The organism is Thioclava electrotropha, from assembly GCF_002085925.2.
Taxonomy (GTDB): Bacteria; Pseudomonadota; Alphaproteobacteria; order Rhodobacterales; family Rhodobacteraceae; genus Thioclava; species Thioclava electrotropha.
Genome location: NZ_CP053562.1, coordinates 2,914,086 through 2,938,236, shown reverse-complemented (window position 1 = coordinate 2,938,236; position 24,151 = coordinate 2,914,086). Strand labels below are relative to the sequence as shown.

Sequence of the window (24,151 nt, the reverse complement as noted above, 5' to 3'; positions counted from 1 at the left end):
CGAAACCCGGCGCGCAACGCGCTATTTGACGCAGCGATAAGACGCCAGACACCAGACGAGGGATCGATGAGAGAGCATGTGAAACCGCTGCCCAGCTACCTTGTGAGCCGTTATCAAGGATGGCACGCCACCGCCTATGACGAGAACCGCGCCTGGTATCGCCGCCTCGCCTCCGAAGGGCAGCGCCCGCGTTCGATGATCATCGCCTGCTGTGACAGCCGCGTGCATGTCACCTCGATGTTCGGCGCCGATCAGGGTGAGTTCTTCATCCACCGCAACATCGCGAACCTCGTGCCGGAATTCACGCCCGATGGCGATCACCACGGCACCTCGGCTGCGGTCGAATATGCGGTGACCAGCCTGAAGGTCGCGCATCTGATCGTGCTCGGCCACTCCAATTGCGGCGGTGTCGCGGGGTGCCATGCGATGTGCTCGGGCCATGCGCCGGAGCTGGAGGAGAAAAGCTCCTTCGTCGGCACCTGGCTGAACCTGCTGCGCCCGGGCTACGAGCGCGTGAGCGAGCTGCCCGAGGATCAGCAGGTGCTGGCGCTCGAGCGTGAGGCGGTGAAAGTCAGCCTCGAGAACCTGATGACCTTCCCCTTCGTGCGCGAGGCGCTCGATGCGGACCGGATGACGCTGCACGGGCTGCGCCATGACATCGGCGAAGGCGTGCTCGAACAGTATGACGCCGACTCGGATCGCTTCGAGACGTTCTGAGGCTTTGCCATTCCCGTTGGCCCCCGCGCGGGGCCGACGGCTCCGCTGCGGCGGAAATCCGACTGGTGTTCACGGGCTGTTAAGCTTGATGCGCGAGGCTCGGGGGACCCCGTCAACGCGAACGAGCTTCGACCCGCCATGTCACAATCTGCATCCCGCCCCCATTCTCAGCACCGCCTTGTCTCTCTGCGCCTGCCGCTCGATCTGATCGACCGCATCGCGGCGGAAGCGCGTGCGTTCGGTCTGCCCCCGGCAGAGCTGATCCGGCGCGTGTTGCAGGACGGTCTGGCGGAGGAGGCAGTGCTCGAAGCATCCGGTGCGAAAGCGCCGCTGCCGGAAATGCACGCGGTGCAGGAGGCGCTGGATCAGGCGCGCGACTGGTTCGATCTGCAACATCGGCTGCGGGGGGAGGGCTTCGTTCTGCGGCTTGCAGGCGGCGGGGCCTTGGGGCTGCACGCATGGCCCACCAACCGCTTCCTGATGCTGCTCGATGAGATCGGGCCGAGCCTGACGGAGCTTGTGTTGCGGTTCGGCGCGCCGTTTCCGGGCGACGATGGCGGGCGCACCAAGATCGTAGGTGCGACGGCGGGGCGGGGCGCGTCGGCACGGGCGGTCGCCGCCGAATATGCGGCAACGCAGGCCGCACAGGCAGTGGGACAGCAAGCCGCGCCGGAGGAGAGGGCGCCCGAGGCGACAGAGAAGACCGGCGGTGCAGAGGCACAGCCCCCCGAGGCGGCGAAGGCCGAGCCTCCCGCACGCGGGTTCCTGCGCCTGTCGCCAGCGCTGCTCGCGAAACTGCGTGCTGCGGCCGATCCGCGAAACGCGGCCTGATCACGCGGGCCTTCGCCGCGCGCGGGGCCGCACGCGCAGCCTTGCCTTAGCGCAGCACCTGATCGGTGGGCCAGCTGAGCGTGGTCTCGGTGCGGATCGTCTTGGTCTCGCCTGCGCCCAGATCGAAGCGCCATGCGAGCACGCCGCGGCGGTGGTCGTAGTCGGTCTCGCTTGCAGGTGGGGTCGCCTTGGTCGTGATCTTCAGGTCTTCCTGTTCGGAATAGGGCACCCGGTCGATCACCCGCATCGGCCAGCCTTTGTCGGTGAGGTTCTTTACCTCGATCTCGACCACCTCGCGGCGCTCGTTGGATTTAGAGATGAAGCCGCTGTCGCCCTCCATCGTGTCGGGCATCCGGCGGTCCACGCGGATGCCTTCGATCGGCCCGAAGCCAAGCGTCAGATCGTCACCCGCCGCGACCATCGGCAGATGCGACTGGCCGACCAGCGCGCCATCGGCATAGAGGTTCGCGGGGCCGGGCAACAGGATTTCGCCGGTGTCGTTCTTGCCCTCGGCCACGCGATAGGCCTGCGGATCGGTCAGTGGCGCGGCCTCGGCGAAGACCTCCATCGGCAGGGTCTTGGAATCGAGGCTCAGGCGCAGATCGTCCACCCCGTCGCGCAGGTCCACGGCGCTCGGGTAATGATAGGTCACCGTCTCGCCTTGCATCTGCAGATCGGCGCGGTCGCTGATCGCGGCCTCCATCATCGGGGCAGAGGCAGCGCCATCGGACGCGGCGAGGGAACGCTTCATCGGCACCGGCGTGGGCGGCGCGTCGGGATCACCGATCCGGGCCAGCCGCGGATAGACTTCGCCCGGCTCCGCCCGCCCGCCGGGACGTGCCGTCGAGAGGGTCAGGTCGACCCCGCGCCAATCCTCGCCGGTGGCCTGATGGACCGAGACGAACCGCTCCATGTCCACCGCGCTCTTGTCGCGGTCGAGCCGCAGATCATAGGAGGGCTGCCAGCCCGCATTCTGGACGTAGGAGGTGATCGTCAGCGTGCCAGAGCCCTGCACCTTGGCGCTGAGCACGTCGTGATCCTCTGCCGGGTTCAGTAGCGCATCGAGCGCCGCCTGCGCCTGCTTCACCGCCTCTTTCGCGGGGTCGAGCGCGGCTTCGGCGCGGCGGGCTTCCGCCTCGGCGGCAATCGCGCGTTCGGTGGCGGAGAGGATCTGGTCCTCCACCATCTGCGCCAGCGCGCGGAGCTGTTCAGGCGCGGTTACCTGCGAGTCGGTGTTCTTGAGATAGGTGATCTGGTCGCGCGCGGCCTGCGCCTTCGCGCGGATCACGGCCACGGCGTCTTCCTGTTCCGCAAGCGCCTCTTGCGCCGAGGCCAACCGATCGCGCGCAGATTTCACTGCGGCGCTGTCCTGCCCGCTGATCGCAGGCGCGCGCCCGGAGAGCAGGCTCACCGCGCCGATCTGCACACCGTCGCCCGAAACCCGCAGCGTCGAGATGTCGGTGCCTTCGGGGAAGCCCGGCACCAGCAGATCATGGCTGCCCTCGGGGGCGTCCAGCGTCACCTGCCGCACCACCTGCGCGCCTTGCGGAAAGAGCGTCACGGCCGTGATCTTGCCCGGTGCCTCGATCGTGTCGGCCAAGGCGGGCAGGGCGGTCGCGGCCAGCAGGGCCGCCGTGAGGGTAATGCGCATCGGTTCCTCCCAAATCCGTTCCAGATCGAGCCTGCGTCGCGCCGCGCGCAGTTGCAAGCCATTGAAATCCGGCGCGGCTCGCCACTGGCGGGAACTCGCCAGAGCGTCCGTGCGCGGGGCAGGGACGCTGTGCCTGCTTGCCCTTGCGTCCGCAGCCGCGCGCGCTTACGTTGCGCCCTACCTCGGGGTGCCGGACGATCCGGCTGAGATGCGATCCACGCGAACCCGTTGAACCTGAACCGGTTAAGACCGGCGGAGGGAAGGTAGCCGGATCTTCCGGCCCCACTCCGCCCGGCAAGCCCAAGGAGTGAGGCATGAAAACCCACCTGATGCTTGCGGGAGCCCTGAGCCTGATCGCCACGATGGCGGCGGCCGAGGACAAGCCCGTACTCACCGTCTACGCGCCCGATTATTTCACGAGCGAATGGGGCCCCGGCCCCGCGATCGAGAAAGGGTTCGAGGCGACTTGCGATTGCGATCTGAAATTCGTGGCGGGCGATGTGCTGCCGCGCATCCTGCTCGAAGGCGACAAGACGCAGGCCGATATCGCGATCGGTCTGAACACCGACGTGACCGCGAAGGCGCGCGCTACGGGCCTGTTCGCCCCGCATAACGAAGACACGTCCGATCTGACTATGCCGATCAAATGGGACGATCCGATTTTCCTGCCCTTCGACTGGTCGGAGCTGGCCTTCGTCTACGACAAGACCAAGCTGAAGAACCCGCCCGCGAGCTTCCAGGACCTGCTGGATGCGCCCGATGACGCCTACAAGGTCGTCATCGAAGATCCGCGCAGTTCGGTTGCGGGTCTGTCGCTGCTCTTGTGGGTGAAGGACATCTACGGCGACAAGGCCGAAGAGGCCTGGACGAAGATCGCGCCCAAGGTGCTGACCGTGACGCCGGGCTGGTCCGAGGCCTACGGGATGTTCACCGATGGCGAGGCGGATATGGTGCTCAGCTACGTCACCTCGCCCGCCTATCACATCATGGCCGAGGATGATGACAGCAAGGTCGCGGCGATCTTCCCCGAGGGGCATTACTTCACCCCCGAACTGGTCGCGCAACTGAAGACCTCGAAGCACCCCGAGCTGGCGCAGAAATTCCTCGATTACGTACTCAGCCCCGATTTTCAGGGCATGATCGCAACGGCGAACTGGTCCTTCCCGGCGAAACTGCCCAAGGATCAATTGCCGGAGGTGTTCCAGAAACTGCCGATGCCCGACAAGACGCTCTATCTGGGTGAGGCCGAGGCCGAGAAACTGCGCGGTCCGGCGCTGGACGAATGGCAACGCGCCTTCTCCAAATAAGACGCGCGCCCCTCTGGGCGATGCTGGCGGGTGCGGCTTTGGCCGCGCTCGTCCTTGGCACGTTGGCGGCGGTGACGATCCGCGCGGGCGGGCTGACGGATCTGCGCGAGACCGACCTCGCCGCGATCCGCTTCACGCTGTGGCAGGCGGCTGCCTCGGCGTTGATCTCCTGTGCGCTGGCGATCCCGGTGGCCCGCGCGCTGCACCGGCGTCGCTTTGCGGGGCGAGGGCTGCTGATCTCGCTGCTCGGAGCGCCGTTCATCCTGCCGGTGATCGTCGCGGTCTTCGGGCTGATCGCGGTCTTCGGACGGCGCGGGCTGGTCAATGCGGCACTGGCGCCCTTCGGCATCGATCCGATCTCGATCTATGGGGCGCAGGGCGTGATCATCGCCCATGTCTTCTTCAACCTGCCGCTGGCCACGCGGATGATCCTGCACGGCTGGGAGGCGATCCCGGCCGAGCGGTTCCGCCTTGCGGCCACCCTCGGCTTCGGCCCGGCCGAGGTGACCCGCCACCTCGAACGCCCGATGCTGCGCAGTGTTCTGCCCGGCGCGTTCCTCGCGATCTTCCTCGTCTGCCTGACCTCCTTTGCAGTGGCGCTTACCTTGGGCGGCGGGCCGCGCGCGACCACGGTGGAGCTGGCTATCTATCAGGCGTTCCGCTTCGATTTCGACATGGGACGCGCGGCGAGCCTTGCGCTGGTGCAGGTCGCGATCTCGGTCGCGGCGCTGCTGATCGCCGCGCGCGCGACCCTGCCGTCGAGCTTTGGCGCGGGGCATGACCGCCGCGCCACACCGATTCCGCAGTTGTCCGGCGGGGCGGATCGCGTGGCCTTCGATACGCTCGCGATCCTTCTGGCAGCCGTCTTCCTGCTGCTCCCCATCGGGGCGGTCTTCGCCCGTGGGCTGCCTGCGCTCGCCGAGCTACCGGAGATGATCTGGCCCGCCACGCTGACCTCGCTGGTGATCGCGTTGGCCTCGACCGTGATCACGCTCGCCATCGCCCTGCCGCTCGCGCTGGTGGCCACGCGGCAACGCTGGGCGGAGATCGCGGCGATGCTGCCGATGACAGCATCGAGCCTCGTGATGGGCACCGGCGCCTTCCTGATCGCGCGGCCTTTCGTGAACCCCACGGACCTCGCCCTGCCGATGGTGCTGCTGACCAATGCCGCGTTGTCGGTGCCTTTCGCGACCCGCATCCTGATGCCCGAGATCCGCACGCTTCAGGCTGATTACGACCGGCTCGCCGCCTCGCTGAACCTGCGCGGTTTTGCCCGGCTGCGCCTGCTGACGGTTCCGCGCCTTGCCCGGCCGCTGGGCTTCTCGGCGGGGCTGGCCGCGGCCTTCTCGATGGGCGATCTGGGCGTCATCACGCTGTTCTCCGACGGGCAGACCCGCACCCTGCCGCTGGCGCTTTTCCAGCTCATGGGCTCTTATCGCATGGATCAGGCAGCGGGCGCTGCGAGCCTGCTCCTGATCCTCACCTTCGCGCTTTTCTGGGCGCTCGACCGCGCGGGGCATTATGCTGACCCTCGATAGACTGACCCTCACACAGGGCGATTTCCGCCTCGATGCCGATCTCACCATCCAGACCGGTGCGCGCGTCGCGCTGATCGGCCCGTCCGGCGCGGGGAAATCGACGCTGCTTTCGGCCATCGCCGGGTTCTTGTCGCCCGCAAGTGGCCGCATCCTCTGGCAGGGCGAGGACATCACCGCGACGCCGCCGGGGGAGCGCCCGCTCTCGATCCTGTTTCAGGATCAGAACCTCTTCCCGCATCTGCGGCTCGAGACCAATCTCGCGCTTGGCCTGAACCCGAAAGGCAAGATCGACGCGACCGACCGCGCCCGGATCGAGACCGCGCTGGCGCGGGTGGGCCTTGAGGGGATGGAGAGGCGCAAACCCGGCGCGCTTTCGGGCGGGCAGCAAAGCCGTGCGGGGCTCGCGCGGACGCTGCTCCGTGGCCGCCCGATCCTGCTGTTGGACGAACCTTTCGCGGCGCTGGGGCCCGCGCTGAAATCCGAGATGCTGGCGCTGGTGGCCGAGATCGCCCGCGAACAGGGCACGACGGTGTTGATGGTCAGCCACGATCCCGAGGATGCGCGGGCGCTTTGCCCGCAGACGGTTCTGGTGGCCGAGGGCCGCGCCCATGCGCCGCAAGAGACCGGACCGCTTCTCGACGATCCGCCGCCTGCGCTGCGGGATTATCTGGGAAGTTAGGGGCGCTGCCCCTCTTCGCTGGCGCGAATTCACCCGGGGATATTTGACCAAAAGCGAAGGGGAGATCGCTCTCTTATCTTCGCCTTGGTCCAAATATCCCGGGGGTCCGGGGGCAGCGCCCCCGGCCTTGGGCTTTAGTAGATCACGACCGAGCGGATCGACTCGCCCGCATGCATCAGATCAAACGCCTTGTTGATGTCTTCGAGCGGCATCGTGTGGGTGATCATCGAGTCGATCTCGATCTTGTCGTTCATGTACCACTCGACGAATTTCGGCACATCGGTCCGACCCTTGGCGCCGCCGAATGCGGTGCCTTTCCACGTCCGGCCCGTGACGAGCTGGAACGGGCGGGTGCCGATCTCGGCCCCCGCGGGTGCGACGCCGATGATGACCGACACGCCCCAGCCGCGGTGCGAGCATTCCAGCGCGTCGCGCATCACCTGCACATTGCCCGTGGCATCGAAGGAATAGTCCACGCCGCCGATCTGGTCGCGCTCGGTCTTGGTCAGGTTGACGATCTGCTGCACCACCGGAACGTCCGATTTCGACGGGTTCACGAAATGGGTCATGCCGAACTTGCGGGCCATTTCCTCTTTCGAGTCGTTCAGGTCCACGCCGATGATCATGTCTGCACCCGCCATGCGAAGGCCCTGGATCACGTTCAGACCGATCCCGCCGAGGCCGAACACGGCGGCGGTCGAGCCGATCTCGACGCCGGCGGTGTTGATCACCGCGCCGATGCCGGTGGTGACGCCGCAGCCGATATAGCAGATCTTCTCGAACGGCGCGTCGTCGCGGACCTTGGCGAGCGCGATCTCGGGCATCACCGTGTGGTTCGCGAAGGTCGAGCAGCCCATGTAGTGATAGATCGGCGTGCCATCGAGCATCTTGAAGCGCGTGGTCCCGTCCGGCATCAGGCCCTGACCTTGCGTGTTGCGGATCGCGGTGCAGAGGTTCGTCTTGCCCGACAGGCAGGACGGGCATTCGCGGCATTCCGGCGTGTAGAGCGGGATCACGTGATCGCCCGGCTTCAGCGTGGTCACGCCTTCGCCGACTTCCAGCACGACGCCCGCGCCTTCATGGCCGAGGATGGTCGGGAAAATGCCCTCGGGGTCGGCGCCCGAGCGGGTGAATTCGTCGGTGTGGCAGATGCCGGTGGCCTTGATCTCGACGAGCACTTCGCCCGCTTTCGGGCCGTCCAGCTCCACTTCCATGATTTCGAGCGGTTTTCCCGCCTCGAGCGCGACTGCGGCACGGGTTCTCATGGGCGCATACTCCTTGTATAAATTCCGCAATAGCCTGCGTTATCGGCGCGGCCAATGCAATGAAGGGTGCGACATGTTGAAACGATTTTTCGTCATGGGTTCGATGCTGGCGCTTGCGGCCTGCGATCCCGCGGGTCCGATGAGCGAGACCCCCACGGGTGGCGCCTATCCTGCGCCCCAGCCTGGTGCGCCCGCGCCCTATGTCACTTCGCCGGTCAGCGTCACCAAGGGCGGCTTGCAGGAGCGTGAGCCCGACACCTGCGGCGCGGTGAACTACACCTCGGTCCTCGGCCAGCCAGCGGCGCAGATCCAGACGCTGGGGATCGCCAAGCCCTATCGCATCGTGGAATGGCGTGGCGTCGAGGATCAGGTCTACAACCCGCAGCGCGTCGTCTTCCGGCTCGACTCGCGCGGGAATGTCTACAACATCGATTGCGGGTGAGCCTGATGGAACGGAGCAGGGCGCGGATCGGTCTGATTGTCACATTTGGGGTCGCAGTCTTCGGGGTCGCGGCCTGCCAGCCGCACCGCATGCCGCCGCGGTCGGGGCCGCCCGCGGCGGGCACCTGTCCGCCGCCCGGGCTCGCGGCGCTGGAAGGGCGGCCTGAATCGGTGCTGGCAGGGCTCACCCTCGCGCGGCCCCACCGCATCATCCATCCGGGCGATGCGGTGACGATGGATTACGCCCCGGATCGCGTGAACTTCGAGATCGACAAGAGCGGCACGATTGCGGCGGTGCGCTGCTACTAGGGCAGAGCGTGCGACTGATCGGGAAAAGGAAAAGCCCCGTGTCTGACCAGGACACGGGGCTTTTCTGCAGGAGGGAAAAGCGCCCGACGATACGAACTGGGTGGGGGCTGTTTACCGCACCGTCGGGCTTTTAGCGTTTTCCGCTGAATTGAAGGTGGCGTGGAAACCCGGCAGGAAGGCGCAGGAAATCAGGCATTTTCGCGGTCTTATTCCGGCGCGGCAAAGGCGCATGCAACCTTAGCGCGGGTGGGCTTGATTTGCGCCACGCGCGATGTACCCTTTGTAAATGACGGTTCAAACGCCTTCCCCCCATCCGAACCCTTCCGGCGTGCCGGAGCAGATCGCTTTCGATCGCTCCGAGCTTGGCGTGATCCTGTCGCTTTACGGGCGCGCGGTCGCGGCCGGTGAGTGGCGTGATTACGGGATGAGTTTTCTGCGCGATGTCGCGGTCTTCTCGATCTTTCGCCGCGCCGCCGAAGTGCCGATCTACCGGATCGAGAAACGGCCCGCGCTGCGCTCGAAACAGGGGCAATATGCGGTGATCGGGCAGCAGGGGCAGGTGCTGCGGCGCGGCCACGATCTGCGCCAGGTGCTGCGCGTGCTCGAGCGCAAGCTGATCCGCGCGGTGGAGTGAGCGCGTCCCGCGCGCAACCAAGGTCTTTCTAAGCTGCCGCGCCCAATGCCATGCGCGTTGCCTCGCAGCCCCTGACTTGCTAAGCCAGCGCCGAAGGAAACCTGCGAGGCGCGCGTCCCATGTCGTTCAACACTTTCGGTCATCAGTTCCGCGTCACCACCTGGGGCGAAAGCCACGGGCCTGCGCTTGGCGCGACGGTGGATGGCTGCCCGCCCGGCATCGAGATCGACGAGGCGTTCATCCAGCAATTCCTCGACCGTCGCCGTCCGGGCCAGTCGAAGGAGACGACCCAGCGCAAGGAGCCCGATGCGGTGCGCATCCTGTCGGGGGTGTTCGAGGGCAAGACGACCGGCACGACGATCCAGCTGATGATCGAGAATACCGATCAGCGCTCGAAGGATTACGGCGAGATCGCGCGGCAGTTCCGCCCCGGTCATGCCGATATCACCTATCACCAGAAATACGGTGTTCGCGACTATCGCGGCGGCGGGCGCTCCAGTGCGCGGGAGACGGCAGCGCGTGTGGCCGCCGGGGGGGTGGCGCAGGCGGCGCTGCGCCAGTTGGTCCCCGATCTGCAGATCTATGGCTACATGGTGCAGATGGGCGCGAAACATCTGGACCGCGCGAAGTTCGACCGCGATGCGATCCTGCAAAACCCGTTCTTCCTGCCCGATGCCGAGGCAGCGGATGAATGGGCCGATTACCTCGCCGCGATCCGCAAGGGTCAGAACTCGGTCGGGGCTGCGATCGAAGTGGTGGCCGAGGGCTGCCCGGCAGGTCTGGGCGCGCCGATCTACGCCAAGATGGATACCGAACTGGCCGCTGCGATGATGTCGATCAACGCTGTGAAAGGCGTCGAGATCGGCGAAGGTATGGCCTCGGCAGCCCTGACCGGCGTCGAGAATGCCGACGAGATGGTGATGGGCCCCGAGGGCGTCGAATATCTGTCGAACCACGCAGGCGGTATCCTTGGCGGGATCACCACCGGCCAGCCGATCACGGTGCGGTTTGCGGTGAAGCCGACCTCGTCGATCCTGACGCCGCGCCGCTCGGTCAATGTCGCGGGCGAAGAGGTGGAGGTGATCACCAAGGGCCGTCATGACCCTTGTGTCGGCATCCGCGCGGTGCCGGTGGCCGAGGCGATGATGGCCTGCGTGATCCTCGATCAGTTCCTAATGGATCGGGCGCAGACCGGCGGAGTGCGCGGCACGATCGGCTGAGGGGGCGCAGCCCCGTCGCCGAAGGGCGCATTTGCAAGGCGAGAGGGGGCTCTGCCCCCGCTCCTGCGGAGCCCCCCGGGATATTTGGGCCAAGCCGAAGGTAGGCCGCAGTCTGCCGGATCGTCGGTGCAGAGCGCCATGACGTCACGTGTGCGACCTTGCGGGATGTGAACCGCCCGGTTTATTCTGCGGGCCCGGGTCGGTTTCCCGGGACCGGAGGGCAGATGTCACAGGCAGATCAGATCAATCGCGGGCGCAAGTTCGATCAGGTGCTCGAAGGGGCGCGGACGATCTTTCTGCGCGACGGGTTCGACGGGGCCTCGGTCGATGACATCGCCAAGGAAGCGGGCGTGTCGAAAGCCACGCTTTACAGCTATTTCCCCGACAAGCGGCTGATGTTCGTCGAGGTCGTGCGCTCGCAGCTCAAAGAGCAGACCGACAGCGCGGTCGCCACGATCGATTTCGGCGCCGCGCCCGAGGTGGTGCTGTCGCTCGCCGCCGCGCAGATTGTCGACTCGATGAGCTGCAAGCTGAATCAGGGGCTCTACCGGCTCTGCGTCGCCGAATCCGAGCGATTCCCCGAACTGGGCCGCGCCTTTTACGCAGCCGGGCCGGAACTGGTGCATGAGCTGCTGATGGAGTACCTGCGCTGCGCTTCGGATCGGGGCGAGCTGGTGATCGACGATATCGACCTCGCCGCCTACCTCTTTATCGAGCTGTGCAAATCGGAACTGCACCCGAAGCTTCTGTTCGGGATTTGCGACAGCTTCACCGGCGAGCAGAAAGAGCGCGTGATCCGGGGCGCGGTCGCGATGTTCCTTGCACGCTACGGGGCGAAGGCCTGATCAGGCCAGATCGCGCACCATCCACTGATTGCCTTCACCGCGCTGCAACTGGAAGCGGCCGGTCTTGATCAGCAGGTCCGAGAGTTTCGCGCTGCCATAGGTGCGGGTGTCGAAATCCGGGTTTGCCTGCGTGATGAACTGGCCGAGCTGGCCCAGCGAATACCATTCCTCTTCCAGACCGATCGCTTTCATCGCGTTGACGATGATCGGGATCGCGGCTTTGGGTTCCTGCTTGCCGCCCGAGGATTTCGGGGCGCTGGAGCTGCTGGTCTTGTCCGAAGTCGGCTTGGCAGTGGTGTCGGTGGTGCTATCGCCATTGCCGAGGTTCTCGACATAGATGAAGCGTTTGCAGGCCTTGCGGAAGGCCTCGGGCGTCTTCTGTTCGCCGATGCCGTAAACATCCAGCCCCTGCTCGCGGATGCGGGCGGCGAGGCGGGTGAAGTCGCTGTCCGAGGAGACCAGCACGAAGCCGTCGAACAGGTCCGAATGCAGGAAATCCATCGCCGCGATGACGAGCCCGATATCGGAGGCGTTCTTGCCCTTCGTATTGGCGAATTGCTGATCCGCGACGAGGCCCAGTTCGGCCACGCGCTTGGCCCAGCCCGCGAGGCGCTGCGCCGACCAGTCGCCGTAGATGCGGCGCACCGAGGCTTCGCCCAGCGACGCGATCTCTTCGAAGATCGCTTCGGCATATCCGGCGGGCACGTTATCGGCGTCGATCAGCACGCACAGGCGCGGGGCGCGGGAGGCGGGGCTGATATGGGGCAGCTCGGAAATGTCGGGCATTGTTACTCCTGTTGTCCCTTCCCAGATAGCCCGCTTGCCCCCGACATCCAAGGGGCCGGGCACATTGCGCCGCGTCAGCAGAGGGAGAATTTCAGCGGCCCTCCGGCCCGTCATACTGGCGTTCGACCTTGGCGACGCGTAGCGCGTAATGGCGATACCAGCGATCCTTGCCGAGTTGCTGCGCGAGCTGGTGCTTCGCCACCGCCTTCCACGCGATCAGCGCGGCCTCGTCGATCCAGTAGCTGACGGTCAGGCCGAAGCCCGTCGCATCGCGTGCATTCTCCATTCCGATGTAGCCGGGCTGCTGAGCGGCCAGCGCGGCCATCTGTTCGGCCATCGCGCCATAGCCCTCATCGGTCGCCCCGCGCAGAGAGGCGAAGATCACCGCGTAATAGGGCGGGTCGGGCAGGGGCGCGAAGCCGGGGGCGGGGTGGACATCGGACAGCTCCAGAGAACGGAAAACGCCCCCTCGCGGGCGAGGAGGCGTTCATCAGTCTAGCAGGTCGAGCCCGGGCTTACAGGTCGAACTTCTTGCCCTTATGCGGCGCCCAGAGCTTCTTGTTGGTCAGGTAGAGCAGCGTGCTCAGCACCGCCAGCATCAGCACCGCGACGAAGCCCCAACGCTTGCGCGATTCCAGCTTCGGCTCGGCAGTCCACATCAGGTAGGCAGCAACGTCCTGAGCCATCTGTTCGACGGTAGCGGGCGTGCCGTCCTCATATTCGATGAGGTCTTCCGAGAGCGGCGGAGGCATGGCGATCCAACCACCCGGGAAGGTGTGGTTGCCGTAGAAATACGAGCCTGCCTCTTCCTTCTCTTCGCCGGTGTAACCGGTCAGGACCGAGTAGATATACTCGGGGCCGCCGATGCCGCGGAAGAACTGGTTGATGCCGAGACCGTAGGGGCCGTGGAAGCCCGCACGCGCTTTCGCCATCAGCGAAAGATCCGGACCCATGCCCATGCCGGAGATGAACGGGAAGTGGTCAGTCTCCTTGCCGGGGCGCTCTTCGCCGGTTTCCTTGTCCATCACGGTGAACTCGGCAGCATAGGCGCGCACCCAGGCCGGGTCCATCATCGGGCCGCCCTGATCAGCGAGCGTGCGGAAGGCGACATAGCGCAGGCCGTGGCAGGCCGAGCAGACCTCCCGGTAGACCTGGAAGCCGCGGCGCAGCTGCTGTTGGTCGAAGGTCCCGAAGGGGCCCTCGAAGGAGAAGTCGATATCCTCGACATGGCTTTCGCCGCTTTCGGCCGCCATCGCCGGGGAGGCCAGGGCGCTTGCCCCGATCACCAGCGCCGACAGGGCAGAGATCAGAAGATGTTTCATTTGGTGTCCCTCTTCCTTACTCATTCAGCCGATTTGATGTCGTAGTGGTGGTTGAAGTCTTCCTCGATCGTCGCCGGCATCGGTTGCGGCTTCTCGATCAGGCCAAGCAGCGGCAGGATCACGAGGAAATAGACGAACCAGTAGGTCGCGCCGATCAGCGAGATGTAGGGGTAGATCCCGTCGGTCGGCATCGCGCCCACCCACATCAGCACCATGAAGTCGATCGCCAGCAGCCAGAACCACCATTTGAACATCGGGCGGTAGGCGCCCGAGCGCACTTTCGAGGTGTCGAGCCACGGGGCCAGCGCCATCACGAGGATCGCGCCGAACATCGCAAGGACGCCGAAGAACTTCGCGTCGACGATGCCGAAGGTGATCCAGTTGACGAACATCACGGCCCAGACGTCCGAGGTGAAGGCACGCAGGATCGCGTAGAAGGGCAGGAAGTACCATTCCGGCACGATGTGTGCGGGCGTCGCCAGCGGGTTCGCCTCGATGTAGTTGTCGGGGTGGCCAAGATAGTTCGGCATGAAGCCCACAACCGCGGCGAAGACCAGCAGGATCACGGCGAGCGCGAAGAGGTCCTTGATCACGAAATAGGGCCAGAAGGGCAGGGTGTCCTTCTCGGCTTCCGCTTTCGAGCCGGTGCGGACCGGAACGCCCGTCGGGTTGTTGTTGCCCGTGGTGTGGAAGGCCCAGATGTGAACGACGACGAGCGCCGCGATCACGAAGGGCAGCAGGTAGTGCAGCGAGAAGAAGCGGTTCAGCGTCGCGTTGTCCACCGCCGGGCCGCCAAGCAGCCAGGCCTGGATCGACTCGCCGATGCCCGGGATCGCGCCGAACAGGCCGGTGATCACGGTCGCGCCCCAGAAGGACATCTGACCCCAGGGCAGAACGTAGCCCATGAAAGCCGTGCCCATCATGCACAGGTAGATGATCATGCCGATGATCCAGGTGATCTCGCGGGGCGCCTTGTAGGAGCCGTAATAGAGGCCGCGGAAGATGTGGATATAGACGGCGAGGAAAAACAGCGAGGCGCCGTTCGCGTGGATGTAGCGCAGCATGTAGCCGCCATTCACGTCGCGCATGATGTGCTCGACCGAGGCGAAGGCCAGATCGACATGCGGGGTGTAATGCATCACCAGAACGATGCCGGTGACGATCTGCAGCACGAGGCAGAAGGCCAGCACGATGCCCCAGATCCACCACCAGTTCAGGTTCTTGGGGGTGGGGATCATGATCGTGTCATAGATCAGCCCGATGATCGGAAGACGCTTATGCGTCCATTTCTCGAAGCCCGTCTTGGGCTCGTAATGGTCGTGGGGAATGCCCGACATTTAAATGCCTCCTCAGCCCAGCTTGATGGTGGTTTCATCGGTGAACTGGGCCACCGGGATATCGAGATTGCGCGGTGCGGGGCCTTTGCGGATCCGGCCGGCGGTGTCGTAATGCGACCCGTGGCAGGGGCAGAACCAGCCGTGGTAGTCCCCGGAGCCGTTGCCGATCGGCACGCAGCCCAAGTGGGTGCACACACCGATCATCACCAGCCACTCGCCCGCTTCGTCGAGCGTGCGGTTCTCGTCGGTCGCTTCGGCGCCCGGCTTGTTCGCGTTCTCGGCGGAGGTGTCGACCAGATCGGAGAGCGGCACTTCGCGCCCCAGTTCGATCTCTTCCTCGGTGCGGCGGCGGATGAAGACCGGCTTGCCGCGCCATTTCACCGTGAGCTGCGTGCCGGTCTCGACGCCCGAGATGTCGACATAGATCGACGAGAGCGCCTTGACGTCGGCCGAGGCATTCATCTGGTTCACCAGCGGCCAGACGGCTGCGCCGGTCACCACCGCGCCGGTGCCGGCGGTGGCGTAGTAGAGGAAATCCCTCCGGGTGCCTGCGTTATTATCTGCGTGGGACACGTTGTCTCTCCTTCCCGGGCCCGCGAGGGGGCCGATAGTGACGTGCCGGGGCACGTCGCGAGGTGCCGCCAAACATGGCCGCTCTCATACCAATCACGAATTTGTCAGTCCAGAACACATTCGCCTGAATTTGTGTTGAGGGGCAGTTAAATGTCGCTCTTGCAACAGATCACCCAAGGTCAATGGCCATGCGCATCGGCGAAGGGGGCCGCGCGAGAAGCTCGACGCACAAATACTGCTCCCTATTGGGGAAAAGCGATTCGTGGCCTTAAAAACATATAACAAATTCGCATTTTTGAAGATGAGCGGGCCCCACGCGGCGCCTATCGCACCCCGTATGGTGGCCCCTCAACATGTAGTATCCGCCGTCCTTCCATTCAGTCGGGCGCGAGCAGGTAGCCCAGACCGCGCACCGTCTGCAGATAGCGCGGCTCGCGGGGGTCGCGCTCGATCTTTCGGCGCAGGCGCGTGATCTGAACATCGACCGCCCGATCGCCGCCGCCTTCCTCGCCACTGCCGCGCTCGCGGCCCAATTCCTCGATCAGTTCCGTGCGGCTGACCACGTCGCCCGCATGAGTCGCGAAGATACGCATCAGCTGCACCTCGGTTGCGGTCAGCTTCACCAGCGCATCGCCATCCCACAGCTCGCCCCGCTCCTGATCGTATTTCAGGGGCCCCAGCGAGAGGTATTTCGGACCGCTCTCGGTCTCCTGCGGCACCCGGCGCAGGATCGCGTTGATCCGCAGCAGCAGTTCCTTCGGCTCGAACGGTTTCGCGAGATAGTCGTCGGCGCCCGCTTCCAGCCCCTCAATCCGCTCGCGTGTTTCGCCGCGCGCCGTCAGCAGCAGGATCGGCGTGGCGATCGATCTGGCGCGCAGATCGCGGGTCAGCGACAGCCCGTCCTCGCCCGGCATCATCACATCCATCACGATCAGGCTGAATTCCAGCCCCGACAGCAGCGACCGCGCATGGGCCGCGTCGCGCGCTGCGGTGACGAGAAAGCCGTGGCGCTGCAGAAAGCTCTTCAGAAGCGTCCGGATGCGCTCGTCATCGTCGACGATAAGGAGATGAGGGTCGGCCGAGTAGGGCATCAGTCGTCTTTCATCATTTGATAGAGCTTGTGCAGGTCGGGGCCCATCATCGCCTCGAGAACCTGCCGGAAGCCTGCCACCGCCTGCGGCCCCGCCGCGCGATAGGCAGAGCGCATCCGCCCGCGCTGCGCCTCCGACAGCGCGCGTTCCAGCGTTTCGCCCTCGGCCGTCAGATGCAACCGCCGCTCGCGCTTGTCGCGGGTGCCGACGCGGCTTTCCACCAGCCCGTCCTCGATCAGCGTGCGCAGCACCCGGTTGAGCGATTGCTTGGTCACGCCCAGAACCGCGAGCAGGGTGGTCACCGTAAGCCCCGGCTGGCGGTTGATGAAGTGCAGCGCGCGGTGATGTGCGCGCCCGTAGCCATATTCTTCGAGCAGACGGTCAGGGTCGGCGGTAAAGGCGCGATAGGCGAAGAACATCGCCTCGATGCCTTTGCGCAATTGCTCGTCCGTCAGAAAAAGAAGTGTCTCGCCCCCGGGGCTTCCGCTATCTGCCATATCGTCCCTCTCTTTTGCGTGACTTTATGTCAGCCTTGTTGACTATCCAAGACTCAACTGCTACCGCAGAACAGTTTTAGCGCAACAAAGTGTCCACTTCGGACGTAAGTTGCGCAATATTCGTAAAATGGCGTGACTGCAAGGAGAGTAAGATGTCGGGCTCGTATGACGATCGTGACGGCAAGATCTGGATGGATGGACAGCTTGTGGAGTGGCGCGACGCCAATGTCCACATCCTGACTCACGCGCTGCATTACGCGTCCTCCGTCTTCGAAGGCGAGCGTTGTTACAACGGCAAGATTTTCAAAGGCGAAGAGCATTCCGCCCGCCTGCGCAAATCGGCGCAACTGCTCGACATGGAAATCCCCTATTCGGTCGAAGAGATCGAAAAGGCCAAATACGACATGCTCAAGGCCAATGGCTGGACCGACGCCTATGTGCGTGCGGTGGCCTGGCGTGGCGCGGGCGAGGATATGGGTGTCTCGGCACGCAAGAACCCCGTGCGTCTGGCCGTCGCTGGCTGGGAATGGGGCAACTATTACGGCGATGCGAAGATGCAGGGCGCCAAGCTCGACATCGCGAAATGGCGTCGTCCCGATCCGCGCACCATTCCCGCCGAGGCGAAGGCCGCCGGTCTCTACATGATCTGCACCATGTCCAAGCACGCCGCCGAAGATCGCGGCTATTCGGACGCGCTGTTCATGGATTGGCGCGGCTACGTGGCCGAGGCGACCGGTGCGAACATCTTCTTCGTGAAAGACGGTGAGGTTCACACGCCCAAGGCAGACGTGTTCCTCAACGGGATCACCCGTCAGACCGTGATCGGCCTGCTGAAGGAAAAGGGCATCACCGTCCACGAGCGCCTGATCGAGCCGACCGAACTGGCCGAGTTCGAACAGTGCTGGCTCACCGGCACCGCCGCCGAGGTGACCCCGGTCAGCCAGATCCGCGACTTCAACTTCGAGGTCGGCGCGCTGACCCGCGACATCGCCGAGACCTACGAGAAACTCGTGCGCGCCTGATCCGCGCTTCGGTCGAGAAAACAGAAGGGCGTGCCCCCCGGCACGCCCTTTCGCGTTTTCACAGCTATTGAGCGCCGATCAGGTCGTCAGGTGGCTTCAGCCCGCTCGATCCGCAGGAACTGTGTCATCCGCGCGCCGTGGTCGGGCCGCCCGCGTTTGCTGAGCTCCTTGATCGCCGGGTGGATGCCTTCGCGCCGTTGCAATTCGAGAAACCGCTTCACGCGCGGCCCTTCTGCCTTGAGTTCGGCGCGGTCGATGATGTGACGGGACATATCTTCCTCCTCTCGTCATCGCCTCTGATAGTCGCACCATAGCACGATTCGACCGAGTCGTGACGCAGGGGCAGGCAGGTTTATTGTCGCAGGCGGATCGGCGCTCAGCCCTGGGGCGTCGCGGCCTTGCGCGCGCGTTTGCGCTCCAGCCCCAGCCAGTGCTCGCGCAGGATGATCGCGATACCGGCCGCGATGATGAGCGCGGCCCCGGCGAGGGTCGCGTGGGTCGGCACTTCCGCGAAAATGGTGTAGCCGATCACCAGCGCCAGCAGCATCGAGGCGTAATCGAAAGGGGCCACCAGCGAGGCATCGGCGAAGCGATAGGCCGAGGTGAGCATGATCTGCCCGGTGCCGCCGATCAGCCCTGCGAGGATCAGAAGCGTCGCCTCCCACGCGGTCGGCACGACCCAACCGAAGGGCAGGGAGGCCAGCGAGAGCACCGAGGCGGTGCAGGAGAACCAGAAGACGATGGCAGAGGTGCGCTCCGATCCGACCATGCGGCGGATCTGGATCTGCGCCAGCGCCGCGCAGGTGGCGCCCGCCAGCGCAAGCCCGGCGCCAAGCGCTTCCGTCCCACCTTCGGGCCCGCTGCCGCCCAACCGGGGCCAAAGCACGATCAGAACGCCCACCATTCCCAGCCCGACCGCCGAGAAGCGGAAGATCCGGACCGTCTCGCCCAGCAGGAGAGCCGCGAAGACGACCGTCAGCAGCGGGGCCGCATAGCCCAGAGCGGTCGCCTCGGGCAGCGGCAGGAAGGCAAGCGCTGCGAAACTCAGCGCCATCGCGGTGGTTCCCACGACGCCACGCATGACGTGGTTGATCGGTTTTTCCACCCGCAACCCGCCCTGCAACTCACCGCGCCACAGCAACCAGAGCAGGATCGGCACGATGCCGAAGAAAGACCGGAAGAACACCGCTTCGCCCGGCGGTACCCGGTCGGAGACCGATTTGATCAGCGCCTGCATGATGACGAAACCGGTGACGGTGCCGAGCTTCAGCGCGATTCCAAGGAGCGGGCGAGGGGTCTGGGTGGTAACGGGTGTCATGACCGCGATCAGATAGGCCGTGAGCGGGGCGCGGCAATCGGTTTCGTCACGCTGCTTGCTCCAGCCGTGAGAGCGCCCATTGCGCGGCCTCGGCCACCACTGGATCGGGATCGTCCAGATGCGGGCGCGCGGCCTCGGCCAAACCCGGATCGCCAGAGTTTCCAATCGCATAGAGCACATTGCGCAGGAAGCGGTCGCGGCCGATCCGCTTGATCGGCGAGCCCGAGAACCGCGCCCGGAACCCGGCATCGTCGAGTGCTGCCAGCTCTGCTAAGGGCGGCGCGCCGACGCCGCCGTGATAGCGCGCCTCCCGCGCTTCTGCGGCGAATTTGTTCCACGGGCAGACGGCCAGACAATCGTCGCAGCCATAGATCCGGTTGCCCATCTTGGCGCGTAGCTCCTCGTCGATCGGCCCCTTATGCTCGATCGTCAGATAAGAAATGCAGCGCCGCGCATCGAGTTGGTAGGGTGCCGGAAAGGCCTCGGTCGGGCAGATGTCGAGGCAGGCCGTGCAAGACCCGCAATGGCTCATCTCCGGCGCGTCGGGCGGCAGCTCCACCGTGGTGAAGATCGCGCCAAGGAAGAACCAGCTGCCCAGATCGCGCGCCAGAAGGTTCGTGTGCTTGCCCTGCCAGCCCAGCCCCGAGGCCTCGCCCAAGGGCTTTTCCATCACCGGAGCGGTATCGACGAAGACCTTGATCTCCGCGCCTTCGGGCGCCTGATCCAGCAACCAGCGCCCGACGCGCTTGAGCCGCTTCTTCACCAGATCATGGTAATCCTTACCCTGCGCATAGGCCGAGATTACCCCGTGATCGCGCGCTTTCAGCAGGTCCAACGGGTCGTAATCGGGCGTGTAGGTCTCGGCCAGCATCACCACCGAGCGCGCCTCGGACCACAGCGCCGCCGGATCGCCGCGCCAGCCCATGCGCTCTTCCATCCAGCCCATCTGGCCATGCATCCCTGCGCCCACGAAAGCGGCCAGCCGCTCGGCGGCCTGCGGGATCGCGTCAGGCGTGGTGATGCGCGCCTTCGAGAAACCCTCGGCAAGGGCCGTCTCGATCAACCGCGCTTTCAACTCCGCACTCATGGCTTCGCCTTGGTCCAAATATCCCGGGGGGGCCGCGCCGCAGGCCGGCGGGGGCAGAGCCCCCTCGGCGCGTGACGGATGCGGCTCGCATCGCACCGTCGCCGTATCCTTTCGAAGCCGGGCGGGCAAGACAAGGGGCTGGGCAGCACGCGTCAGCTGGCGAAATGCGCCTCCGCGTAAGCCGCCACCGCGCTGGCTGCGTCGGTAAGCGGCGCGCTGAGTGCGACGTATCCATCGGGCCGCACCAGCACCGCCGCGCCGTCGCGCCCGAAGACCTGCGCGAACGCCTCCGCGTGTTCGGGAGCAGGACGCAGTTTCAGGCTCTTGGCAAATGGGCTTTCCGGGGCGGGGCCATCCCCCGCGCGGAGCAGGACGAAGCCCGACGGATCGACCAAATCCTGCGCGTGGGCCGGATGCCATGCCCCATCGCGCGCCACCTCCAAGAGCGGGTCGGGAAGCCGCGTACCCGGTGCGATGGTGCCGCGTGCATGCGAGCCGTCGGTAAGCGGCCCGCCCTCATAGCCGATCGCGATCTGGCCCATCCGGGCCGCGACTTTCTCCTGCACGAGATCGCGGCTGCCGAGATAGGGGCTGATATGGTCGATCAGCATCCGGCGCACCGGCGAGGTCGAGGCCATATTCGCGGTCAGCGCCTCGGTCCCGTGCAGTAGGTCGCGGATCACCGGCAGCCGCTCGGCCTCGTAGCTGTCGAGCAGGCTTTCGGGCGCGCGGCCCTCAATCACCCGCGTGAGCTTCCAGCCAAGGTTCATCATGTCCTGCATGCCCGTATTCATTCCCTGACCGCCTGCGGGCGAGTGGATATGCGCGGCATCGCCGCCCAGCAGGAAGCGCCCCACGCGCAGCGTCCCGACCATCCGGCTGTTGATCGCGAAGCGCGAGGACCACGAAAGGTCGTGCAGCGTCGCAGGCAGATGGGCGCGGGCGTCGAAGACCTGCTGCAGCGTTTCAAGGTTGGGTTGTTCGCTGTCCGCGACATCGGAGGCGATCAGACGGAAACGTCCGCCGCCCAAGGGGAACATGCCCAGAAAGCCGTCGCTGGAGGAGAAGATATGCAGTTCCTCGGGGGCGAGCGCGCCGCTGACCCTCTGGTCGCCGAGCACGAAGCCCTGACCTACGGATTTCCCCTCGAAGGGCAGGTTGAGCGTGCGGCGGATCAGGCTATGCGCCCCGCCGCTGGCGATCACCCAATCGGGGCGTAGCACTTCGAGCGTGCCGCCGGGTCCGCGCAGCACCGCTGTGGGTCGCGCCTGTCCGTCATGGCTCTCGCGGGCGATGGCGACGAGTTCGGTGTTCCATTCCGTTTCCACTCCGAGGGCTGCGCAGGCCTCGCGCAGCACGGTCTCGGTTTCGACCTGCGAGACGAAGAGGATGTAGGGGAAGCGGCTCTCGAGATGGTCGAAGTCGAGCCGGAAGAGCGGGGCGCCCTCGCCATAGAACTGCGCGATCCGGGTCTGCACGCCGCGCGCCACAAGGGTGTCCGCCAGACCGCGCTGCGCCAGCATCTCCAGCGTGCGGGCCTGAACCGCGATCGCGCGCGAGGTGGTGGCGGGGCTTGCGGTTTTCTCGATCAGGCGGACGGGCACGCCCTGGCGGGCCAGTTCGTAAGCGGCGGTGAGACCGGTCGGGCCGGCCCCCACGATCAGCACGGGGTGGGGCATGGCAGTCCTCGCTTTGCAGTCCGGGCCAAACTCTGGATCGGCTCGGGCCTGTCCCTGAGGTAGCGAAGCGAGTGATTAAATCAATTGTTTGAAATTTGCGAGGCGTGCACCTTTGCGTGAGCCAAGTTCGCGAGGGACCAAATAACAGCGCCGCCCGAACGGGTCGGACGGCGCGGTGTGAGACTGGCGGTGTCGGATGGAGGCGCGGGGCGCGTTCAGAAATCCAGCTCCGCATATTGCGACGCGGGCGGCATGCCGGGCAGCTGATCGGCCAGAAGCGAGCGGAAGGCCGGGCGCGACTTGATCTTCGCATACCAGTCCTTCACGGCCTCCTGCCGGTTCCAGTCGACGTCGGAGATATAATCGAGGCAGCTCAGATGCGCGGCGGCCGAGAAATCCGCGAGCGTCATCACGTCGCCCGCAAGCCAGCGGCGCTGCTCCAGCAGCCAGCCCATGTAATCGAGGTGATACTTGATCGCCGTAAGGCCCGCCTTCACCGTCTTGCTGTCCGGATAACCTTCCTTGCGGACCTTCTTCCAGACCCGCTCGCCCATGATCCGCGCGGTGACCTCGGCGTTGAACTTGTCGTCGAACCACGCACACAGGCGGCGCACCTCGTAGCGCGCGGCGGGATCGCGCGGCATCAGCGGCGCGTCGGTATGCGTCTCGTCGATATATTCGCAGATCGCCTGGCTCTCGGCCATCATCATGCCGTCCATCTTGAGAACCGGGACTTTGCCCGCCGGGTTGCGGCGCAGGAAATCAGGCTGCTGTTCCCAGTAGCGTTCCTCGACGAGCTCGACATCGAGTTTCTTCTCGGCCAGCGTGAGGCGGACCTTGCGGCAGAACGGGGAGAGGGCGACATGGTAGAGGCGGATCATCGGGGCGACGCTCGCAATTCTCGTTGGGGGATTTGAAGAACTGATAACGGCGGGCGCGGGCGGGTTCAATGGCGACAAACCTGCCGATGGCGCTCCCTTGCCGGAAGGTGATCGGGACGGCACAGGTCGAATGCCTCCGGCGGGGATATTTTTGCCAAGCCGAAGGGGCGCGGGGACTAGGCTTTCGGTTTGGGTTTGCGCTTTGGTTTGGGGGCGGGCAGGGCGGCCTCGATGACGCTCAGAAGGCCCAAGAGCCAGTCGGCGTCTTCCCAGAGGTCCGGGTCGATCTGCCAGTGATCCTTGGCGCGCGGATAGGGTTTGCCTACGACGGGTGAGTGGCCGCCGTCTTCGAGATAGCGCGTGGCCTCGGGCAATTGGCGCACGAACAGCGTGTCGTCGCACAGAAGCGCCACCGTCTTGCCACCCATATAGACCGCGTATTCGCCGAACATCGGCCGGGTCGCGATCCGGTCTCCGAGACAGTCGCGCAGTAGCGCCTCCGTCTCGGGCCGGGTGCCCATCAGAAGCTTTTGCGGGCGCGCAGCGCCGCCTGGATCGTGCCGTCGTCGAGATAATCCAGCTCGCCCCCGATCGGCACGCCTTGGGCAAGGCTGGTCACTGCGATGCCGCGCCCTTCGAGCGCCTCGGCGATGTAATGCGCGGTGGTCTGGCCCTCGACGGTGGCGTTGAGGGCGAGGATCACCTCGGTGATGCCTTCCTCGGTGGCGCGTTCGAGCAGGTCGGGGATGCGGAGGTCTTCGGGGCCGATCGCATCGAGCGCAGACAGCGTGCCACCAAGGACGTGGTAGCGGCCCTTGAAGGCGTGGCCGCGCTCCATCGCCCAGAGGTCGGCGACATCCTCGATCACGCAGATCTCGCCGGTGGCGCGTTTGGGGTCTTCGCAGATGTCGCAGATCGGCGCGGTGGAGATATTGCCGCAGCGCTCACATTCGCGCGCGGTGCGGGCCACTTGCGCCATCGCTTCGGCCAAGGGGCCCATCAGCTGCGCGCGTTTCGAGATCAGATGCAGCACCGCGCGCCGGGCGGAGCGGGGGCCAAGCCCCGGCAGCCGCGCCATCAGGGCGATCAGCGCCTCTATCTCGTCGCGCGCGCCGCTCATC

The 24,151-nt window shown here is 65.5% G+C and carries 27 protein-coding genes and 1 riboswitch; of the genes, 11 read left to right on the top strand and 16 right to left on the bottom strand.

Features of this window, described 5'->3' with window-relative positions; translation table 11 throughout:
- Positions 1–66 precede the first annotated feature (66 nt).
- Entirely contained in the window at positions 67–717 is a 651-nt protein-coding gene (locus AKL02_RS14000) for a carbonic anhydrase (RefSeq protein ID WP_083078176.1), read from the top strand.
- 138 nt (positions 718–855) lie between these two features.
- Positions 856–1,548: a hypothetical protein gene (locus AKL02_RS13995; protein WP_083078175.1), complete on the top strand. Its 693-nt coding sequence runs from the start codon at positions 856–858 to the stop codon at positions 1,546–1,548.
- A gap of 46 nt (positions 1,549–1,594) precedes the next feature.
- Here AKL02_RS13995 and AKL02_RS13990 read toward each other — a convergent pair whose 3' ends face one another.
- Positions 1,595–3,199 (bottom strand): DUF4139 domain-containing protein, encoded by a 1,605-nt coding sequence (locus tag AKL02_RS13990; RefSeq protein ID WP_083078174.1) that lies wholly within the window; start codon positions 3,197–3,199, stop codon positions 1,595–1,597.
- 173 nt (positions 3,200–3,372) lie between these two features.
- A riboswitch (TPP riboswitch) is annotated at positions 3,373–3,477 on the top strand.
- 36 nt (positions 3,478–3,513) lie between these two features.
- Between AKL02_RS13990 and thiB the strand changes: the two genes are divergently transcribed.
- Genes thiB through AKL02_RS13975 form a run of 3 tightly spaced genes read left to right on the top strand, consistent with a single transcriptional unit; the run spans position 3,514 to position 6,723 of the window.
- Entirely contained in the window at positions 3,514–4,506 is a 993-nt protein-coding gene (gene thiB / locus AKL02_RS13985; RefSeq protein ID WP_083078173.1) for a thiamine ABC transporter substrate binding subunit, read from the top strand.
- The gene (locus AKL02_RS13980; RefSeq protein ID WP_083078172.1) at positions 4,482–6,044 is read left to right on the top strand and encodes a thiamine/thiamine pyrophosphate ABC transporter permease ThiP; all 1,563 of its coding nucleotides are present in this window, start codon (positions 4,482–4,484) and stop codon (positions 6,042–6,044) included. Before thiB ends, AKL02_RS13980 begins: the two co-directional genes overlap by 25 nt.
- A complete protein-coding gene (locus AKL02_RS13975; protein ID WP_083078171.1) occupies positions 6,028–6,723 on the top strand; it encodes a thiamine ABC transporter ATP-binding protein in 696 nt (231 codons plus the stop codon). Before AKL02_RS13980 ends, AKL02_RS13975 begins: the two co-directional genes overlap by 17 nt.
- Positions 6,724–6,857: 134 nt before the next feature.
- On the opposite strand, the gene AKL02_RS13970 is transcribed toward AKL02_RS13975, so the two are convergent.
- Entirely contained in the window at positions 6,858–7,988 is a 1,131-nt protein-coding gene (locus tag AKL02_RS13970; protein WP_078571985.1) for an S-(hydroxymethyl)glutathione dehydrogenase/class III alcohol dehydrogenase, read from the bottom strand.
- 73 nt (positions 7,989–8,061) lie between these two features.
- Here AKL02_RS13970 and AKL02_RS13965 point away from each other — a divergent pair, with 73 nt between their 5' ends.
- From AKL02_RS13965 to AKL02_RS13945, 5 genes are all read left to right on the top strand, one after another.
- On the top strand, positions 8,062–8,430 hold the full coding sequence (locus AKL02_RS13965) for an I78 family peptidase inhibitor (RefSeq protein ID WP_083078170.1): 369 nt from the start codon (positions 8,062–8,064) through the stop codon (positions 8,428–8,430).
- A gap of 5 nt (positions 8,431–8,435) precedes the next feature.
- On the top strand, positions 8,436–8,738 hold the full coding sequence (locus AKL02_RS13960) for an I78 family peptidase inhibitor (protein WP_232621624.1): 303 nt from the start codon (positions 8,436–8,438) through the stop codon (positions 8,736–8,738).
- 286 nt (positions 8,739–9,024) lie between these two features.
- Positions 9,025–9,372: a DUF2794 domain-containing protein gene (locus AKL02_RS13955; RefSeq protein ID WP_078547833.1), complete on the top strand. Its 348-nt coding sequence runs from the start codon at positions 9,025–9,027 to the stop codon at positions 9,370–9,372.
- A 119-nt stretch (positions 9,373–9,491) separates the two neighbouring features.
- On the top strand, positions 9,492–10,592 hold the full coding sequence (gene aroC, locus AKL02_RS13950) for a chorismate synthase (RefSeq protein WP_083078169.1): 1,101 nt from the start codon (positions 9,492–9,494) through the stop codon (positions 10,590–10,592).
- A gap of 224 nt (positions 10,593–10,816) precedes the next feature.
- Positions 10,817–11,437 (top strand): TetR/AcrR family transcriptional regulator, encoded by a 621-nt coding sequence (locus AKL02_RS13945; protein ID WP_083078168.1) that lies wholly within the window; start codon positions 10,817–10,819, stop codon positions 11,435–11,437.
- On the opposite strand, the gene AKL02_RS13940 is transcribed toward AKL02_RS13945, so the two are convergent.
- The 7 genes from AKL02_RS13940 to AKL02_RS13910 form a co-directional block, all read right to left on the bottom strand.
- Positions 11,438–12,223 carry an NYN domain-containing protein gene (locus tag AKL02_RS13940; protein WP_083078167.1) on the bottom strand — a complete coding sequence of 262 codons (786 nt, stop codon included), beginning with the start codon at positions 12,221–12,223 and terminating at the stop codon, positions 11,438–11,440.
- Positions 12,224–12,314: 91 nt separating this feature from the next.
- The gene (locus AKL02_RS13935) at positions 12,315–12,608 is read right to left on the bottom strand and encodes an antibiotic biosynthesis monooxygenase family protein (protein ID WP_198453189.1); all 294 of its coding nucleotides are present in this window, start codon (positions 12,606–12,608) and stop codon (positions 12,315–12,317) included.
- 130 nt (positions 12,609–12,738) lie between these two features.
- On the bottom strand, positions 12,739–13,545 hold the full coding sequence (locus tag AKL02_RS13930; RefSeq protein ID WP_232621623.1) for a cytochrome c1: 807 nt from the start codon (positions 13,543–13,545) through the stop codon (positions 12,739–12,741).
- Positions 13,546–13,565: 20 nt separating this feature from the next.
- On the bottom strand, positions 13,566–14,882 hold the full coding sequence (gene petB / locus AKL02_RS13925; protein WP_078520170.1) for a cytochrome b: 1,317 nt from the start codon (positions 14,880–14,882) through the stop codon (positions 13,566–13,568).
- A gap of 12 nt (positions 14,883–14,894) precedes the next feature.
- A complete protein-coding gene (petA, locus tag AKL02_RS13920; RefSeq protein WP_078520169.1) occupies positions 14,895–15,455 on the bottom strand; it encodes a ubiquinol-cytochrome c reductase iron-sulfur subunit in 561 nt (186 codons plus the stop codon).
- 377 nt (positions 15,456–15,832) lie between these two features.
- Positions 15,833–16,546 (bottom strand): response regulator, encoded by a 714-nt coding sequence (locus tag AKL02_RS13915; RefSeq protein ID WP_083078165.1) that lies wholly within the window; start codon positions 16,544–16,546, stop codon positions 15,833–15,835.
- On the bottom strand, positions 16,546–17,043 hold the full coding sequence (locus AKL02_RS13910) for a MarR family winged helix-turn-helix transcriptional regulator (RefSeq protein ID WP_075775697.1): 498 nt from the start codon (positions 17,041–17,043) through the stop codon (positions 16,546–16,548). Before AKL02_RS13910 ends, AKL02_RS13915 begins: the two co-directional genes overlap by 1 nt.
- A 152-nt stretch (positions 17,044–17,195) precedes the next feature.
- Between AKL02_RS13910 and AKL02_RS13905 the strand changes: the two genes are divergently transcribed.
- Entirely contained in the window at positions 17,196–18,065 is an 870-nt protein-coding gene (locus tag AKL02_RS13905) for a branched-chain amino acid aminotransferase (RefSeq protein ID WP_078547823.1), read from the top strand.
- Between the two features lie 86 nt (positions 18,066–18,151).
- Here the strand turns inward: AKL02_RS13905 and AKL02_RS13900 are convergent, their stop codons facing one another.
- The 7 genes from AKL02_RS13900 to recR form a co-directional block, all read right to left on the bottom strand.
- Positions 18,152–18,337, bottom strand: coding sequence for a hypothetical protein (locus AKL02_RS13900; RefSeq protein ID WP_083078164.1), 186 nt, complete (start codon positions 18,335–18,337; stop codon positions 18,152–18,154).
- A 104-nt stretch (positions 18,338–18,441) separates the two neighbouring features.
- Positions 18,442–19,383 (bottom strand): DMT family transporter, encoded by a 942-nt coding sequence (locus AKL02_RS13895; protein ID WP_083078163.1) that lies wholly within the window; start codon positions 19,381–19,383, stop codon positions 18,442–18,444.
- 46 nt (positions 19,384–19,429) lie between these two features.
- Positions 19,430–20,470, bottom strand: a complete 1,041-nt coding sequence (gene queG / locus AKL02_RS13890; RefSeq protein WP_083078162.1) for a tRNA epoxyqueuosine(34) reductase QueG — start codon at positions 20,468–20,470, stop codon at positions 19,430–19,432.
- 152 nt (positions 20,471–20,622) lie between these two features.
- The gene (locus AKL02_RS13885; RefSeq protein WP_083078161.1) at positions 20,623–22,149 is read right to left on the bottom strand and encodes an FAD-dependent oxidoreductase; all 1,527 of its coding nucleotides are present in this window, start codon (positions 22,147–22,149) and stop codon (positions 20,623–20,625) included.
- A gap of 215 nt (positions 22,150–22,364) precedes the next feature.
- Positions 22,365–23,030 (bottom strand): FtsZ-binding protein FzlA, encoded by a 666-nt coding sequence (fzlA, locus tag AKL02_RS13880; protein ID WP_083078160.1) that lies wholly within the window; start codon positions 23,028–23,030, stop codon positions 22,365–22,367.
- Positions 23,031–23,206: 176 nt separating this feature from the next.
- Positions 23,207–23,551: a TfoX/Sxy family protein gene (locus tag AKL02_RS13875; RefSeq protein ID WP_083078159.1), complete on the bottom strand. Its 345-nt coding sequence runs from the start codon at positions 23,549–23,551 to the stop codon at positions 23,207–23,209.
- A complete protein-coding gene (gene recR, locus AKL02_RS13870) occupies positions 23,551–24,150 on the bottom strand; it encodes a recombination mediator RecR (protein ID WP_078520160.1) in 600 nt (199 codons plus the stop codon). Before recR ends, AKL02_RS13875 begins: the two co-directional genes overlap by 1 nt.
- Between the last annotated feature and the right edge of the window lies 1 nt (position 24,151).